At 68.9% G+C, this 15761-nt stretch carries 14 protein-coding genes and 1 tRNA gene; 13 read left to right on the top strand and 2 right to left on the bottom strand.

The genetic code is table 11. The features are described 5' to 3' along the window. The 10 genes from ASF28_RS15735 (at position 1) to ASF28_RS22885 (ending at position 8250) form a co-directional block, all read left to right on the top strand. The gene (locus ASF28_RS15735) at positions 1 to 909 is read left to right on the top strand and encodes a type II secretion system F family protein (RefSeq protein ID WP_056094577.1); all 909 of its coding nucleotides are present in this window, start codon (positions 1 to 3) and stop codon (positions 907 to 909) included. Beyond that, a complete protein-coding gene (locus tag ASF28_RS15730) occupies positions 893 to 1360 on the top strand; it encodes a TadE/TadG family type IV pilus assembly protein (RefSeq protein ID WP_056094574.1) in 468 nt (155 codons plus the stop codon). The genes ASF28_RS15735 and ASF28_RS15730 overlap by 17 nt, the downstream gene beginning before the upstream one ends. Next, a complete protein-coding gene (locus ASF28_RS15725) occupies positions 1350 to 1970 on the top strand; it encodes a TadE/TadG family type IV pilus assembly protein (protein ID WP_056094571.1) in 621 nt (206 codons plus the stop codon). The genes ASF28_RS15730 and ASF28_RS15725 overlap by 11 nt, the downstream gene beginning before the upstream one ends. Next, positions 1967 to 3442: a pilus assembly protein TadG-related protein gene (locus ASF28_RS15720; RefSeq protein WP_056094568.1), complete on the top strand. Its 1476-nt coding sequence runs from the start codon at positions 1967 to 1969 to the stop codon at positions 3440 to 3442. The genes ASF28_RS15725 and ASF28_RS15720 overlap by 4 nt, the downstream gene beginning before the upstream one ends. A 72-nt stretch (positions 3443 to 3514) precedes the next feature. Beyond that, positions 3515 to 4030: a hypothetical protein gene (locus ASF28_RS15715; protein WP_056094566.1), complete on the top strand. Its 516-nt coding sequence runs from the start codon at positions 3515 to 3517 to the stop codon at positions 4028 to 4030. Between the two features lie 56 nt (positions 4031 to 4086). Continuing rightward, positions 4087 to 4659: a hypothetical protein gene (locus tag ASF28_RS15710; RefSeq protein ID WP_056094563.1), complete on the top strand. Its 573-nt coding sequence runs from the start codon at positions 4087 to 4089 to the stop codon at positions 4657 to 4659. A 419-nt stretch (positions 4660 to 5078) separates the two neighbouring features. Further along, complete coding sequence (locus ASF28_RS15705) at positions 5079 to 5576, top strand: tetratricopeptide repeat protein (RefSeq protein ID WP_082476602.1); 498 nt, start codon at positions 5079 to 5081, stop codon at positions 5574 to 5576. 189 nt (positions 5577 to 5765) lie between these two features. Further along, positions 5766 to 7256 (top strand): type II and III secretion system protein family protein, encoded by a 1491-nt coding sequence (locus ASF28_RS15700; protein ID WP_056094557.1) that lies wholly within the window; start codon positions 5766 to 5768, stop codon positions 7254 to 7256. 35 nt (positions 7257 to 7291) lie between these two features. Next, positions 7292 to 7609, top strand: a complete 318-nt coding sequence (locus ASF28_RS22890; protein ID WP_162240007.1) for a hypothetical protein — start codon at positions 7292 to 7294, stop codon at positions 7607 to 7609. A gap of 44 nt (positions 7610 to 7653) precedes the next feature. Then, complete coding sequence (locus ASF28_RS22885) at positions 7654 to 8250, top strand: acyltransferase (protein ID WP_056094551.1); 597 nt, start codon at positions 7654 to 7656, stop codon at positions 8248 to 8250. Between the two features lie 139 nt (positions 8251 to 8389). On the opposite strand, the gene ASF28_RS15685 is transcribed toward ASF28_RS22885, so the two are convergent. Further along, entirely contained in the window at positions 8390 to 9403 is a 1014-nt protein-coding gene (locus tag ASF28_RS15685) for a hypothetical protein (protein WP_157085615.1), read from the bottom strand. Positions 9404 to 9963: 560 nt separating this feature from the next. Here ASF28_RS15685 and ASF28_RS15680 point away from each other — a divergent pair. From ASF28_RS15680 to ASF28_RS15670, 3 genes are all read left to right on the top strand, one after another. Continuing rightward, positions 9964 to 11415: a flagellar hook protein FlgE gene (locus ASF28_RS15680; RefSeq protein ID WP_056094545.1), complete on the top strand. Its 1452-nt coding sequence runs from the start codon at positions 9964 to 9966 to the stop codon at positions 11413 to 11415. Between the two features lie 181 nt (positions 11416 to 11596). Next, positions 11597 to 13423, top strand: coding sequence for a flagellar hook-associated protein FlgK (gene flgK, locus ASF28_RS15675; protein ID WP_056094541.1), 1827 nt, complete (start codon positions 11597 to 11599; stop codon positions 13421 to 13423). A gap of 50 nt (positions 13424 to 13473) precedes the next feature. Beyond that, positions 13474 to 15348 carry a hypothetical protein gene (locus ASF28_RS15670; protein WP_056094540.1) on the top strand — a complete coding sequence of 625 codons (1875 nt, stop codon included), beginning with the start codon at positions 13474 to 13476 and terminating at the stop codon, positions 15346 to 15348. Positions 15349 to 15618: 270 nt separating this feature from the next. On the opposite strand, the gene ASF28_RS15665 is transcribed toward ASF28_RS15670, so the two are convergent. Then, positions 15619 to 15694 (bottom strand) — tRNA-Glu (locus tag ASF28_RS15665). Positions 15695 to 15761 lie beyond the last annotated feature (67 nt).

The raw sequence follows: 15761 nt of genomic DNA, 5'->3' as shown, positions 1-15761 counted from the left end.
ATGAGCGTCGTCCTCCTCGTCACCGTGCTCGCCTTCGCCAGCGTGGCGCTCGCCCTCTACACCGCCACCTCCGCCCTCTCCCGGCGCGAGCGCGTGCGCCGCCGCTACGGCGGGCTCGGTGCACCGGCCGCCACGGCCGAGGAGGTCGAGCGCGATCAGGAGAGCTGGCTCGACATCGATCCGTCCCGCCTCGGCCTCGACGTCGATGCCCGCCGTGCCCTACGGCGCGGACTCATCCGCTCGGGCTTCTTCGCGCCCTCGGCGGTGGTCATCTTCACCCTGGCGCGCCTCGGCCTCCTCGTCGGCCTGCCGACCCTCGGCACCGTCGTGGTGACGCGTTTCCTGCCGAGCTCGGGCCTCGCCGAGGCGGCGCTCATCGCCCTTGTCCTGTTCATCGTCGCCCATTACCTGCCGCGCGCGTACCTCAGCCGGCGCCAGCGCCACCTTGAGATCCGCTACCGCTCGGTCTTCCCGAACTTCCTCGACATGCTCGTGGTCTGCATCAATGCGGGCCTGAGCCTCGACGCCGCCCTCGATCGCGCGGCCGGCGAGATCGGCGCCTCGGACGCCGAGTTCCGGGCGAATTTCGACCTGATGGCCGGCGAGATGCGGGCGGGCAAGAGCACGCCGGAGGCCCTGAAGGCCTGCGCCGAACGCCTCGGCCTGCCCGAGGCGCGCTCATTCGCGGCCCTGCTGCAGCAGACCATCGAGCTCGGCACCGACGTGTCGCTGGCCCTCACCACTTTCTCCGACGAGATGCGCGACCGCCGGATGTCGCGGGCCGAGGAGAAGGCCGCGTCCCTGCCGCCGAAGCTCACCCTGCCGCTCGGCCTGTTCATCTTTCCCGTAGTCCTCATCGTGATCCTGGCGCCGGCGGTGATGAAGGTGCTCCGTGCCACGGCCCCGTGAATTCCTCGCCCGTGAGTCCCTCACCCGACGGCTGCGGGCCCTGCGCGACGGGGATTCGGGGGCGGCGATCCTCGAATTCGCCCTGCTGCTGCCGATCCTCGTCGTCCTCGTCTACGGCTGCTTCGAGGTCGGGCGCGCACTCCTGGTGCGCCAGGCCCTGGAGGGGGCCGTGCGCACCGGCGCCCGCATCCTCGCGCGGGTTCCCGATCCGGTCTGCAACCCCGCCTGCGCGCCGGGTGCGGCCCGCGCCGTGCGGATCACGGAAGGCCAGATCCGCGACAACACCGGCCTGCCGTCCGACGCGGTGACGGTGGCGCCGCAGCCCGACCCGCCAGCGGGCACGGTGGCCATGCAGGCGAGCGTCGCCTTCGACGTGATATTTCCCGGCCCCGTTCCGTTCAAACGCTGGACCCTCAAGGCCCGGCATCAGGAGCCGCACGTTGGCGAATGACCTGACCGCCTTCCGGCGCGACGAGGACGGCGCCGCCCTGGTCGAGGCCGCCCTGGTGCTGCCGATGCTGCTGATGCTCGTCTTCGCCCTGGCCGACCTATCCCTGTACTTCTGGCAGCGGGGGCTGGCCGCCAAGGCGGCCGATCTCGGCGTGCGCGCCGCCATCGTCATGGATTCCGTGGCGGAAGGCCCGGGCCTGACGCCCGCCGACGGCGCGGCCTACTGGTCCGGGCGCCCGCCCGGCGCCCGCTGCGCGTCCGGTGGCGAGGCCAGTCCGTGCCCGGCGTTCCGGGTGGTCTGCGATCTCGCGAGGGGCTGCGTCTGCCCAGGGAGTTCGTGCCGGTTCGGCTATTCGCCGGCCAACCTCGCGCCGATCCTGCGGGCGATGCAGGCGGTGCTGCCGCGGCTCGAACCCGCCAACCTGCGGGTAACCTACGCCACCAACGGCCTCGGCTATGTCGGACGCCCGCCGCCGGTCCCCGTCGATGTCACCGTGCAGATCGTCGATCTCGCGTTCGATCCGATCTTCGCCGGGTTGCTGTTCGCCAAGGCGCTGCCGCTTCACGCCACCGCCACCCTGCCGGGCGAGGATCTGGTGACCCGCCGATGACGGCTCGCTCGCTGCGCAGCTTCGGCCGGAACGAGGACGGCTTCGTCCTCGTCTTCGCGGCTGTCTGCATTCCCGCCCTCCTCGGCCTCCTCGGCCTCGCCGTCGACGGCACCCGCCTGATGACCTTCGACACGCAGCTCGCCGCCACCGTGGACGCCGCGGCGCTGGCCGCCGCCGGCCAGCTCGACTGGACCGAGGGCGCCATCGAGCGGGCGGTGACCGCTGGGAACGCGCTGACCAACGGCGTCGCCTTCGCCCGGCGCAACCGCGCCGGCCCACGCCTGACCTTCCGCTTCGCCGCCACGCTGGCGGATCTCCGGACCGACCCCGCCTACACCCTGCCGGAAACGGCCGGCGCGCAGGCCGTGTTCGTCGAGGCGACCACGGCCGAGTTCACCCTGACCGAGAGCCTGCTGCAGGTTCTCGGCACCCCGATCCGACGCCGGGCCGTCGCGGAAGCGCAGTACTACGCCTGCGACGTCACCCCGATGGTCCTCTGCCATGCGGATCCCGAGCGCTTCGCGGCGTCCGCCCGGCCCGGCCGCCAGTATCTCCTGCGCATGGACGGCAACATCGCCGACGGCTCCGTCGTCCCCCTCGACAGGCCGGACGATCTCGCGAGCCGCACCACCCTGCGCAACCTCGCCTCGGACGCCCCGGCCTTCTGCTACGGCCAGGGTGTTTCCCTGAGACGCAACATCGCCCCGCGCGACTTCGACGACGCCCTGAACATCCGGTTCGACCGCTACTTCAACGGCATCGCGGCGGTGGCGAGCGACCTCGCGGCCTTTCCCCCGGCGCCGAGCGTGATCCAAGGGCGCCATCTCCAGGCCTGTTCCTCGCCGCCATCCTCCGGCGACGTGAACCCGCCCTACCACCTGCCGCGCGACGCGGCCTATCGCACCGTCCGGCCCTCGGCGGCCTACGACCAGGGGCTGGGCGACTGGGCGGTGACGGCGGCCTATGGCGGCCTCGGCGAAATCTCCGTGGCGCGCGCCATCGACGAGTACATCCTGTGGAATCACGCCGACAAGGACAACGGCTTCCAGGCCTCCCTGCGCGAGGCGCCGACGCGCTACGACATCTATCTCCGCGAACTCGGGCTCACGCCGGAGACCGAATCCCGGCCGGTGGCTACCCAGGGCAACCGCCTGATGGGCAAGACCATGCCGACGGGCGGACCCCTGACCGGCCCCTTCGCCTTCGTGCGCGAGAGCCCGATTCCGGTCTGCTATCCGGGCGTGCGGCCGGCGACGGATGCGCGTCGGCGCGTCCTCTACCTGTCGGTGGCCGATTGCCGCGCGTTCTCCGCCGACCCGAGCCCCGCCCGCCTGTCCCGCCACGTCGCCAAGGTCTTCCTGACGGAGCCCGCGAGCGGCGGTTCCCTTCTGGTGGAACTCGTCGGCATGCTCACCCCCCGGAAGGACGACGGCAAGCTCCGGCCGGTGGTGCAACTCGTCGAGACCCATTAACCACGAATCCGTCTCCGGCGGCGCGCCGGCCCGCGCGAACCGCGCCTTAAGGACCGCTTGCCAGGATGCGCCATGTCGCGCGCCCTGAATGCCCAGACCTTCGGCTCGCTCGTGGTGATCGGCGCCTTCGCGGCGGCGGAAGCCTCCGCCGCCTGGCTCGCGGCCGCCCCGGGATCGAGCCTCGCCTGGTACCTGAACCTCGCGGTGTTCCGGCCGTTCGAGACCGCGCGGGTGGAGACCTCGCCCCTCCACGTCCTGTTCGGGGTCGATGCCCTGCGCAATGCCGCCGTGCTCGCCCTGATCACCCTCGCGGTCCGCGCCCTGCGGTTCCGGTTCGGCGTGGCGGCCATCGCGAATCTGAGTTTCGTCTTCGCCGCCGCCCTGGCCTACGCCTGGCTCGGCCTGCGCGGACCGCTCCAGGCCGTGTCCCTCAGGCCCGTGGCGGCGATCCAGGGACCGGATTTCGCCATCATCACGGTGATGCTGGGGAGTTCCTTCCTCGCCTTCGCGATCAGCCACCTGTCCTTCGCCATGCGCATCCGATCCGAACGCCGCCGATCCGTCCCGATTCCCAACTCCGTGCCGTGACGGCTCGGCGGCCGGCTTGTCTTGGCACGTGTCTCCTGACCCTGGTCCTCGTCCCGGTGCCATCCCTCGGACAGGGCAGGACGCCGTCATCTCCCCCGCAGCGGGGGCCGGACCAGAGCTTCACCCTCGGGGCCGACGGGTGGGTCCTGGAGCGGTTCGGCCGCGATCTCGCCGTCCTGCGCACCGACGTGACGCCGGCCTCGGGCGCGGCCGGACTCCTCGTCCTGTCCTGCGAGGGCCATGAGCGGCGCTGGCGGCTGAGCCTTCCCCGACCCATGCCCGAAGTCTTGCCCGAGAACGCGACCTCCGGCGACATCCTCCTGCGTCCGTCGAGGTCGCCGGGGCGGCTCAACCTCGCCCTGATCGGCCGTGCCCAGATCACCGGTCGACGCGTCCTCACCCTGGCGGAGACCCGATCGTCGGGCGACGGGTTCGTGCCGGCCTTCGTCCGCCTGCTCAAGGCCGGCCCGGAGCGCTTCGATCTCCTGATGCGGACGGCCGGCCCGGCGCTCCGCCACCGCCTGTTCGGAACGGCCGTCCCGGCCGTCGTGTTTGCGCCCGTCGTGCGGCGCACCGATCTCATCGCGTTCGACGACTTCCTCGCGACTTGTCTCGCCACATCCGAGTGACGAATCCCGCGCGATATTCTTGTCACGGCGGTTTGGATACCCAGCGAGGGTCGATGAACCGCTTGGTCGGTCCCGCCGACTCTGGCATGTCACGCGGGAATGGATCGCTTCACTCGATCGGGTCCGTCCGAGAGGGCGTCTCACGACATGCGCGTCGGCCATCCCTGTCGTCGGGATTCTCACGGGCCGACCGAGTGTCTCTCACAGAACTCCCGTTGCGCGGCCGTGTTCGGAGAAGAACCGACCGGGACCGGACGTTTTGTGAGGCAGCCTGAAACTCTTCGCCTCGGCCGCCGTATGGGAGACACCCGGCATGTTCAGAGCTGTCCCATGCTTCTCCCCAGTCATCGCGCGATCGTGGATACAAGCGTGGCCGCTCCTATGGCAGGGTCGTCGCCTGGGCCGAGGATGACGGACGGATGAGGGTGTATCGTGCGGTGCGGGCCATGGGAGTCTGCGCCTGCCTGTGGCTGGCCGGGTGTCAGACCCGGTCGGACGAGGGGATCGCCGTCGTCCCCGGCGTGGAGCCGACGCTGCCGGCCACCAACGACGCCTATCGAGTCGGCCGGGTGAACCTCGCGGCCGGCAACAACGGTCTGGCCGAGCGGAATTTCCGGCAGGCCGTCGAGGTCAACAAGGACGATGCGGCGGCCTGGCTCGGACTCGCGGCGTCCTACGACAACCTCGGGCGCTACGAACTCGCCGACCGGGCCTACGATCAGGCCACGAGCTTGAGCGGCGAAACCCTCGAAATCGTGAACAACCGGGGGTATTCGTACATGCTGCGCGGAAACGGCAAGCGGGCGCTCGGCCAGTTCGAGCAGGCCCTGGCCATGGACCCGGGTAATACCGTGATCCTGAACAATATTCAGATCTTGCGCTCGGCCCAGCGTCCGACCCGATCCACGCCCTTTTAAGCCGGCGCCGCGATCTGATCGTTCGATCTGCGCCAGAGCGTTGCTCGAACGCCTCTCTCCTCCCGATAAAACTGTGGCAATCAGCACCTGATCTTGTGGTGACCGCGCCGGCCCGCTTAACCTGATTTTAACCAGAAGGATGTTTGCGTGATTGGTTGCCGGCGAAAGGCTCGACCGACATTTCGCCGGGTGATCGATCTCGCCGTGGTGCTGTCGTTGACGACCGCCGTACTCCCGGCGCCGGTCGGCGAGGCGCGGGCCCAGGTCCGTGCCGTGCCGCGCACGGGCGGCAACGCGATCCTGAGTCGCCTGAAACTGACGATCAACAAGTCTCAGACCGTGAAGGTCGGCAGCGCCTTCGCCGACGTCCTCGTCGGGTCGTCGGACATCGCCGACGTGGTGCCGATCAGCGACCGGACCCTCTACGTCCTCGGCAAGCGCGCAGGCACCACCAACGTGTCCCTCATCGATTCCGAGCGCAAGCTCGTCGGCCTCATCGACGTCGAGGTCCGGCCCGACACGGGCGTCATCGAATCGCAGGTCCGCCAGAGCACCGGCGATCCGGGCCTGCGCGTGGAGAGCCAGGGCGAGCGCGTGATCCTCGGCGGCGTCGCGGGAGATGCGGTGAGCGTCGACCGGGCCATGCAGGTGGCCCCCCCCGGCACCCTCAACCTCACCCGCGTCCGCTCGCCCCAGCAGGTGATGCTCAAGGTCCGCTTCGTCGAGGTGAACCGCAATGCCGGCCGCGAGCTCGGGGCGCGGTTCGAGTTCGGCGGACGCAGTACCCTCGCCAGCGTCGGCGCCTACGGCGCCCAGAACCCGGTCTCGTCCTCGGGCGGGGTAATCTCGGGCATCGTCGGCTCGGCGGTCAACGCCGCGACCACGGGCGGCGTGCCGTTCGCGAGCCTCGTCCAGGGGTTCCGGGGCAATGCCGGGCAGCTCGACCTGTTCGTGAGCGCCCTGGAGACCAAGGGCCTCCTGCGGCGCCTCGCCGAGCCGAACCTCATCGCCATGTCGGGCGACCGGGCCGAATTCCTGGCCGGCGGCGAGATCCCGATCCCCATCGCCAACCAGAGCCTCAACGGCGCGCCGCAGATCACCGTGTCCTACAAGGAATTCGGCGTGAAGCTCGGCTTCACCCCGACGGTCCTGCGCAACGGCATGATCCATCTCCAGCTCGAGCCCGAGGTGAGCGACATCGACCCGACCCTGGCGGTGGCGGTGGGCGGCGGCATCTCGGTGCCGGGCCTGACCAAGCGCCGGGCCAAGACCAATGTCGAGCTCCGCGACGGCCAGAGCTTCGCCATTGCCGGCCTCCTGCAGACCAACTCGACCCGCTCCATCGACCAGTTGCCCTGGCTCGGATCGATCCCGGTCCTGGGCGCCCTGTTCCGCTCCTCGGAGTTTCAGGAGCGGGAGACCGAACTCGTCGTCATCGTCACCCCGTCCCTGGTCAATCCGGCGCGGCCGGGCCAGATGCTGGCGACGCCCTTCGACGCGAGCGTGCCGGCCAACGACGTCGATTTCTTCGTGAACGGCAAGACGGAGCTGCGCCGCAACATGCGCCAGTTCGTGAATCAGCGCGGCGGCGCCGTCGGCCCCCACGGCCATATCCTGCCCGAGGCGACGCTGCCCGCCGCCATCGCCGTGCCGCAGGGCACCGTCCAGGTGCTCAATTGAGTCCGGCGGCACGTCGGTCCGCGCGCGCGCGCGCGGTGCGTCCGGGTCTTGCCGTCGCGATGATCTTCGCGGTGGCCCTGGCCGTGTCCGGCTGCACCGATTACCTCAAACGGCGCGACACCCTGACCCTCGAATCCGGCGAGGCCGTCCAGGCCAACATGGCGGTCCACGTCATCGATCCGTCGCCGCCGGCCTCCGCCCGGATCGTGCGCGATACGGACGGCGAACGCCTCCAGCACGGCATCGAGCGCTACCGCAATCCGCAGGCCGGTTTCGGCGGCGGCGGCGGGATCGCTCCGGTTCCCATCGGCGCGACGGCGGCGCCGCCGGCGGGAAATCCGCTGAACCGGTAGGACCGCGCGCATTCGAAAAGGACCAGGAGGACGCGGGGGGCACGGTGCCTGTTCAACTCGACATCGAATTTCCGGACGACAACCAGATCACCCTGTCGCCGCGGTTTCTGGAGGAGAGCGACGCCGTCGTCACCATCCGTGGCCGCGGCAACCGCCTGCACGTCGAGACGCCCTTCGCGCCGAATGCCGCCAAGTTCATCCTCTCGGGCGGGGCCGCCGTCATCGTCGGTGCGGACACGAACCTCAACCAGCTCGTGGTCACGGCCTCCGCGGAAGGGGCCGTGGTCGAGATCGGTGCTTGGTGCTCGTTCAACGGCTGCAGCCAGATCACGGCACACGAGCGCGCGACCATCAGGATCGGCGCGTTCTGCCTGTTCGGGCCCGGCTGCCGCATCGCGTCGAGCGACGTCCACAAGGTGCTCGACGTGGTGACCCGCGAACGCCTCAATCCCGCCGGCGACATCACCATCGGCGATCACGTCTGGGCGGCGGGCGGGGTGACGATCCTGCGCAACGCCGTGATCGGCCGCGACAGCGTGATCGGCGCCGGCTCCCTGGTCCGGGGTGCGTTCCCCACCAACGTCTCCCTCGCGGGTGTCCCCGCGCGTGTCGTGCGGACCGGCGTGACCTGGGAGTTCTGAGGCGCCGTCCGGGCCTCCCGATGCTCCCCGCAACGCCATTGGGATGCAACCGTTGGGGTACGATTCGACAGCCGTGACCGCTCACGTTGGACTGGACTGATTGACAGGAGGAAGCTGTCGCACAGGCCGCTGCGGGCGATCAGGTCACAGTCGGTGCCGGATACGGAGGCTGCGGCGCCCGGATCGGTGGGCGACGCCCCTCCGCCTTGCCCACGCGCATCCAATGAACGAGGGGGGCGGTTCCCGCCGCCTGAACGTCCGGGTAGTGCTCGGCGTAGGCCTTTCCGTCGAAGAAAGCGGCCGGTTCCCGCCCTTCGCGGAAGCCATCGGTGATGTAGTGAACGATGGGATCGAGGCCGCTCCCCGCGATCTCGGGATTGGTCTTGAGGTAGTAGGCCGCATCGAACAGGCCGCTGCGGGCCACCAAGGCATAATCGGTTCCAGGCCGGTCCGGCGAAGACGCGGACCGGACCGGAGCCAAGCGCCCCTCGGCGCTGCCGAGACGAAGCCAGTGGACCAGCGGGTTGACGCGTGCTTCGCGCACATCGGCATTCTCGGCACGGTAGCGGTTGCCATCGAAGAACGCCGAGGGCTCGCGTCCGTCGAGGTATCCAACCTGAAGGTAGTGAACGATGGGGTCCTCGCCCGAGGCGCCGACATCCGGATTGCCGGCCAGATAGTAGCCGAGGTCGAACAGGCCGCTGCGCGCCACCAGGGCATAGTCGGACCGGACTTCGCCGGGTAACGACGCATTGTCCTTTCGGACGGGCGCGGACCGACCCTCGCCGGCGCCGGCGCGGAGCCAGTGCACGAGGGGATTGATGCCAGCGGCCTTGATGGACGGATCTGCCTCCCAGTAGCGGGTGCCGTCGAAGAAAGCGGACGGCTCGCGCCCTTCCAAGAAGCCGATGGCAAGGTAATGCGTGATCGGATCCGCCGCGGCCTCGGCGACATCGGGGTTCTCGCGCAGATAGTAGCCGCTGTCGAACAGGTCGCTGCGGGCGAGAAGATGGTAATCGGATTCGAGGGTTGGGTCGGTTTCGCGGCGGGCGCTGGGGCCGAACAGGGCTTTGATCCATTTCATCGGTTGAGAGTATCCAGCAGCCGCATGATTGCACTCAGAGCCTTCCGGATCCGCATAGGAATGCCTCACATAACTTACGGTCGCCAGTGTCAAGAGAGGGTTGAAGGCGCGAAGGGGGCAGGGTGCCCCAGCGTGATGGGCACGCGGCGTCGGTGGCCGTCACCGGGATCGAGTCCGTCGACGGGTCCCACGGCGAAGCGGGTTCGCGATCGCCGGCTGACCGCGAGAGCGTCGTCCGCCTCCGGCAGAACCGGGGCGGAGGGCGGGGCAAGGTCCAGGCCGAGGAATGAGCGCGTGAACCCGATCCGGGCCGCTACCGCGTCGGGGAACGGACCGGGCGCGCCAAGCCCCCGATTGCCTCGATGATCACGTCGAGACAGTCGGCGCGTTGCTCGTGGCGCCGGTTTTCGTGAAACAGATCGCCCGCCATCGCCCCGGAGGGCAATTGCTGCTGATGGACGAGGTGGCGCCCCGGCACAAAGCGCCCACAGCGCGGCAGATCTTGCCGATACGCAGCCTGCAGGAGACGCCAGGACTCTCGCTAACCCTTTGTAAATCCTGACAAACAACGGCGGCACACGGATTGCTGATCCGAGGGGAAGCATCCCCCGCGGACCCCAAGGCCGATCATGGACATCTTCAGTGCGTTGCAGACGGCGGTGTCGGGCCTCCAGGCCCAGTCGTATTCGCTGAACAACATCTCGGGCAACATCGCCAACTCGCAGACCACCGGGTTCAAACGGGTCGATACGAACTTCGTCGACATGATCGCCGAGCAGCCCCTGAACAAGCAGGTGTCCGGTTCCGTCGGCGCCTTCTCCCGCCTGACCAACACCCTGCAGGGCGGCCTGATCTCCACCGGCATCGACACCAACATGGCGCTGAGCGGGCAGGGGTTCTTCACGGTCCAGACCAAGACCGGCGACGCGGCGGGCCAGGCCAGCTTCTCGCCGACGCCGTCCTATACCCGGCGTGGTGATTTCAAATCGGACAACCTGGGCTACCTCGTCAACGGCGCCGGTGGCTACCTCACGGGCCAAAGCCTCGATCCTCGGACCGGGCAGACCACCGGGACCGGCCCCATCAAGATCTCGACGGCCTCCCTGGCGGCCAAGCCCACCACCAGCATCGCCTATGCGGCGAACCTGCCGATGACGCCCTCGACGAAGAACGCTTCCGCGGCGACGCCGGGCTCGGAATTGCTCACGACCCTGACCTCGGGCGCCTATACCCCCGTCCTCGCCAATCCGACGACCCCCGCCCTCGGGACGGCGATCAAGGGCGGCGACACGACGAAGTTCCTCAATGATACGCTCTCGGGCGGATCACTGACCACCTACACCGAGACCGGCGCGCCCATGACGGTCCAGGTGCGCTGGGCCAAGGTTCAGAACGGGGGTGCGGCGACCGCCGCCGTCGCCGCCGATCCGACGGCGACTCCGCCCGTCGTGGCGGTCCCGGCGAAACCCGCCACCGACGACGTCTGGAACCTGTTCTACCTCGGGAACTCGAAGGCCGGTGCCGCCGACGACGCCTGGCAGAACACCGGGCAGGCCTTCATTTTCAAAGGCGGCCAGCTCACCGAGCCGACATCGCCGGTGATCCCCAACCTGACCGTTGACGGGGTCAAGCTCAGCAATATCGGCCTCAACATCCCCGCCGGCGGCCTGACCCAGTACGCCGCCAGCGAGGGCATTGTCCGCACGGACACGATCCAGCAGGACGGCTACGCCTCCGGCACCCTGACCTCGCTGGCGGTGACCAGCGACGGCAAGATCACCGGCACCTATTCCAACGGCAACTCCGCCGCCCTCGCCCAGGTCGGCATCGTTCAGTTCAAGAACCCGGACGCGCTGAAGGGCGAGGCCAACGGCAACTACACGCAGACCCTGGATTCGGGCGCACCGATCTCCGGCCTGAACGGCTCGTCCGTGGTCGGTGGCGAGATCGAGCAGTCGAATACGGACATCGCGGCCGAGTTCTCGAAGATGATCGTGACCCAGCAGGCCTACTCGGCCAACACCCGGGTGATGTCTACGGCGCAGACGATGATGAGCGACCTGATCAATATCATCCGATAATGTTCGATCCGGATGTCAACCGATGGGTAACCATCCGGATCATTTCTTCGGGTACGCCCGATAGCCGACGCTTTTCCCACCCCGATTCCGCGGCAGGGTGGCGGCGCCCGAAGCGAGATCAACGCTCCCCCGATGGTCCCGCGGTGGCGCGACCCGTGCGCGACGACGAAAGGCTGTCCCGATGTCGCTGAATGCGATCAACACGGCCACGGCCGGCCTGCAGGCCGTGCAGGCGCAGATCGGCGTCGTTTCGCAGAACATCGCCAACGTCAACACCGTCGGCTACGTCAAGCGCATTCAGTCGCCCGTCAGCCAGAACGACGGGACGGGCGTCAACGCCGGCACGGTCTCGCGTATCCTGAACGCGACCTCGCAGAAGCAGTTGCGCCTGGAGACCTCGGGCGCGGCCTACACCAACACCGCCGCCAACGTCGCGATGCAGCTCGACGCGCTCTACGGCGTGCCCGGCTCCAGCACGTCGCTGGACGGGGTGCTGAACGGCTACACCCAATCGCTTCAGGCGCTGGCCAACGATCCCACGGTCAGCTCGGTGCGCGCCACCGTGGCCAGCAACGGCGCGACCCTGGCCAGCCGGATCGGCACCATCGCCAACGGCATCCAGACCCTGCGCACCGGGATGGAATCGCAGATCGCCAGCGACGTGAAGAGCGCCGGCTCGCTCCTCAAATCCATCGCCCAGCTCAACGTGAAGATCGTCGCCGCCAACGGCATCGGCGCGAGCCCCGACCTCCTCGACCAGCGCGACCAGGCCATAAACCAGCTCGCCCAGTACATGGACGTGCAGGCCAACCAGGTGGGCGACGGCTCGATCACGGTCATGACCCAGTCGGGCGTCACCCTGGTCGATCACGGCACAGCCGCGTCGCTTGGCTTCGACAGCCGCACGGTGCTCGGCCCCGGGAACCTGTATTCGGCCGATGCGGGGAAGAGCGGCGTTGGCACCATCACGGCGACCACGCCCGGCGGCGCCCGGATCGACCTCATCGCCACGGGTGCCCTGCGGTCGGGCTCCCTCGCGGCCGCCGTGACCGCCCGCGACGACACCCTGGTTCAGGCCCAGCGTCAGCTCGACGAGCTGGCGGCCGGACTGGCGCAATCCACCACCGACCGCACGGTGAGCGCCCCGGCTGGCACAGCCATCGACATCGCCGGGCTGAAAAGCGGCAACCGCATCACCCTCGCCCTGGCGGACGGCTCGCAGATCGCCCTCGTCGCCTCGAAGGACGGCAACGCGGCGTTCCGGCCCGGGGATGTGGATGCCGGCTCGGTCCGAAGCTTCACCCTCGGCACCACCGACGCCGCCATGGCGACCAACATCGGCGCGGCCCTCGGGGCGGACTATTCCGTCGCGGTCACCGGCGGAAAGCTCACGATCACCCGCAGCGCCGCGTCGCTGACGCCGGCCGTCGGGACGGTGGGCGCCACCGTGACGGTGCCGTCCAGCGCCACCGAGACCAAGAACTCGGCCAACAACGCCGAGATCGCCCTGTTCGTCGATTCCGGCCGGGCCAACGGCCTCTACACGGGCAACTTCGACGGTGGTTCACAGCTGACGGGGTTTGCCCAGCGCATCGCCCTCAACCCGGCGATCAAGGCCGACACCAGTGCCCTCGTCCTTTCGTCCCCCACCACGCAATCCGGCGACGCGACGCGGCCTCAGCGCCTCCTGGCCGGACTAACGACCAACACCCACACGTTCTCGTCCGCCTCCGGTATCGGCGGCGTGCGCGCGCCGTTCACCACCAACGTGGCCGACTTCGCCCTGCGCATCATCGACGCGCAGGGGGCGAACGCCGCCTCGAGCCTGAGCCTCGACGAGGGCCAGCAGATCGCCCTCGCGACGGCCCAGAGCCGATTCGCTGGCGAATCCGGCGTCAAGATCGACGAGGAGATGGCCAACCTGATCCAGCTTCAGACGGCCTATGGGGCCAACGCGCGGGTGCTCACGGCCGCCCGCGACATGCTCGACACCCTGCTGCGGATCTGACGCATGCCCCCGCAGACCACCGACCGCCCCTCGATCCCGAGTTCGCGCCCATGACCATCACGCCTTTCGCGGCCGGCAGCTACAACACCACCCTGAACACGCAGCGCCTGCTCGCGACCAAGGAGAAGCTTGACGGCCTCACCACTCAGCTCTCCACGGGGCGGGTGGCGGAAACCTATGGCGGTCTGGGGGCCGCCCGCACCACTAGCCTGACCGCGCACGCGCAGGTCGCCCGCCTCGACGGGTATGCCGCCAGCATCACCGGCGCCCTCAACCGCATCACCCTCGGATCGGCCAGCCTGCAGAACCTGTCGAAGGTCACGTCGACCACCGTCAGCACCATCGCCACGGGACTGACCAACACGAGCTCATCCTCGGCCCGCGACACTACCCGCACCACGGCGGCGGCCAACCTCGACCTGTTCGTCGATACCCTGAACCAGAACTACGCCGGAACCTACATTTTCGGGGGGCGCGCCACCGACACCCCGTCGGTGGCGTCCGCCGACGCGATCCTCAACGGCGACGGCACCAAGGCCGGCCTCACCGCGATGATCGCCGAGCGCAAGGCGGCCGACGGGGCCACCGGATCGCCAGGGACGGGCAATCTGAGCATCCCGGCCACCACGACGGCGACGGTCACGATCTCGGAGCCCGCGAACGTCACCGGCGACAACGGCAAGACCGCGGCCGACCGCGCCAATTTCGGCTTCACCCTGGGGACGATCACAAGCTCCAACCCGACCGCGTTCAGCCCCACCGTGGCCGCCGCGGCCGCCGCGCCGACCGTAACCCTGGGATTCGGCACGCAGCCGAAGGACGGCGACGTGGTCCGGGTGAGCGTCAACCAGGCCGATGGCAGCCAGACCTTCGTCGACTACACGGCGCGGACGGCGACGACGGGAGCGACCAACGAATTCGTCATCGGCGCAAATGCCGCCGCGAGCGGGGCCAGCTTGAAGACCGCCCTCGGGACCAGCCAGATCGCGGCCGCCCAGAGTTCGTCCCCGCCCGGCGTCACGGCGACGTTCAATGGCGGGACGGCCGCCAGCACCACCCTGACGGTCAGCAGCACGACGCCGCCCCAGAACGGCGACACCATCACGGTGACCCTCGGCCTGCGCGACGGCACCACGACGACACTGACCCTCACGGCCAAGACCACCACGGACGGCAAGGACCCGTCGGTGTTCCTCATCGACGCCGACCCGGTGGTGACCGCGCAGAACCTGCAGCAGGCCCTGTTCGCGACAACCAAGGCCAGCGCCGGCACCACGCTCTCGGCCTCGTCCGCCGTTCTGGCCGCGAAGGATTTTTTCGCGGGCTCGAAGTCCGACGTGTTCGCGCCCCGCCGGGTGGATACCGCCAAGGGCGGCTTCGCCAGTAACCCGGCCGGCAAGACCGTGATCTGGTACACGGGCGACGAGAGCCTGGCGGACCCGCGCGGGACGGCCACCGTGCAGGTCAGCAGCGGCCAATCCATCGGGATCGGTGCCCAGGCCAACGAGACCGGCATTCGCAATGCCCTGTCGGGCATCGCCGCCCTGGCGAGCGAGGGCTTCGCCAGCACCAAGGACCCCAACGACGCGACCCTCTCGGCCACGGACCGGACCTTGGCGTTGAGCGAGCGCAGCCGCTACACGGCGCTGACCGACCGTGTCCGCTCCGTCCTCACGCCCAAGCAGGACGATCAGGGCATCGCCCAGGTGGCCACGGAACTGAGCCTCGCCTCGGCCCAGATCACCAACGCCAAGGCGCAGAACGGCGCCACCCGCGCCCAGCTCCAGAATACCCTCGACGGGACGGACACGATCTCCACCGAGGAAGTCGCGGCCAACCTTCTCGCCGTGCAGAACCAGTTGCAGGCGAGCTATCAGGTCACCTCGATGCTCTCGAAACTGACCCTGGTGAACTACATGTCGTGATCGAAGATTTCAGGATCGGCCTCAGCAGCCCGAGGCCGAAGATCTCGGCATCGATCGAGACGTCGAATTCAAAGTTTGATTGACCTTCGAAATCAACGAACTTCAAGCAGTTACGGGATAGGTACAATTGCGGGCCGATCGCGAGCCGGCACCGTCAAGCGTATGAAGCGCCGAACGCCGCCGTTTGACTGAAGGGACATCTCGTCCGCGAAGTCGCCTGCATCGCGACGAGGCGATGAGCATCCGCAAGGTCGCTGATTGCACCGAGAATGGCGCGCCCTACGGGAATCGAACCCGTGTTTTCGCCGTGAAAGGGCGACGTCCTGGACCGCTAGACGAAGGGCGCTGGTCGGAGCGAGGCCTCTATAGGCGGGATCGGAGGCGGGGGCAACGGGCGTTTCCGGACAAGTTTG

The organism is Methylobacterium sp. Leaf99 (assembly GCF_001422375.1).
Lineage (GTDB): Bacteria > Pseudomonadota > Alphaproteobacteria > Rhizobiales > Beijerinckiaceae > Methylobacterium.
This window is presented reverse-complemented; position numbering and strand designations above follow the sequence as displayed.

Coding starts and splice junctions, on each gene's coding strand:
- ASF28_RS15705 (WP_082476602.1), top strand. CDS start 5,079: ATGAGGGTGTATCGTGCGGTGCGGGCCATGGGAGTCTGCGCCTGCCTG.
- ASF28_RS15670 (WP_056094540.1), top strand. CDS start 13,474: ATGACCATCACGCCTTTCGCGGCCGGCAGCTACAACACCACCCTGAAC.
- ASF28_RS15720 (WP_056094568.1), top strand. CDS start 1,967: ATGACGGCTCGCTCGCTGCGCAGCTTCGGCCGGAACGAGGACGGCTTC.
- flgK (WP_056094541.1), top strand. CDS start 11,597: ATGTCGCTGAATGCGATCAACACGGCCACGGCCGGCCTGCAGGCCGTG.
- ASF28_RS15735 (WP_056094577.1), top strand. CDS start 1: ATGAGCGTCGTCCTCCTCGTCACCGTGCTCGCCTTCGCCAGCGTGGCG.
- ASF28_RS15680 (WP_056094545.1), top strand. CDS start 9,964: ATGGACATCTTCAGTGCGTTGCAGACGGCGGTGTCGGGCCTCCAGGCC.
- ASF28_RS15715 (WP_056094566.1), top strand. CDS start 3,515: ATGTCGCGCGCCCTGAATGCCCAGACCTTCGGCTCGCTCGTGGTGATC.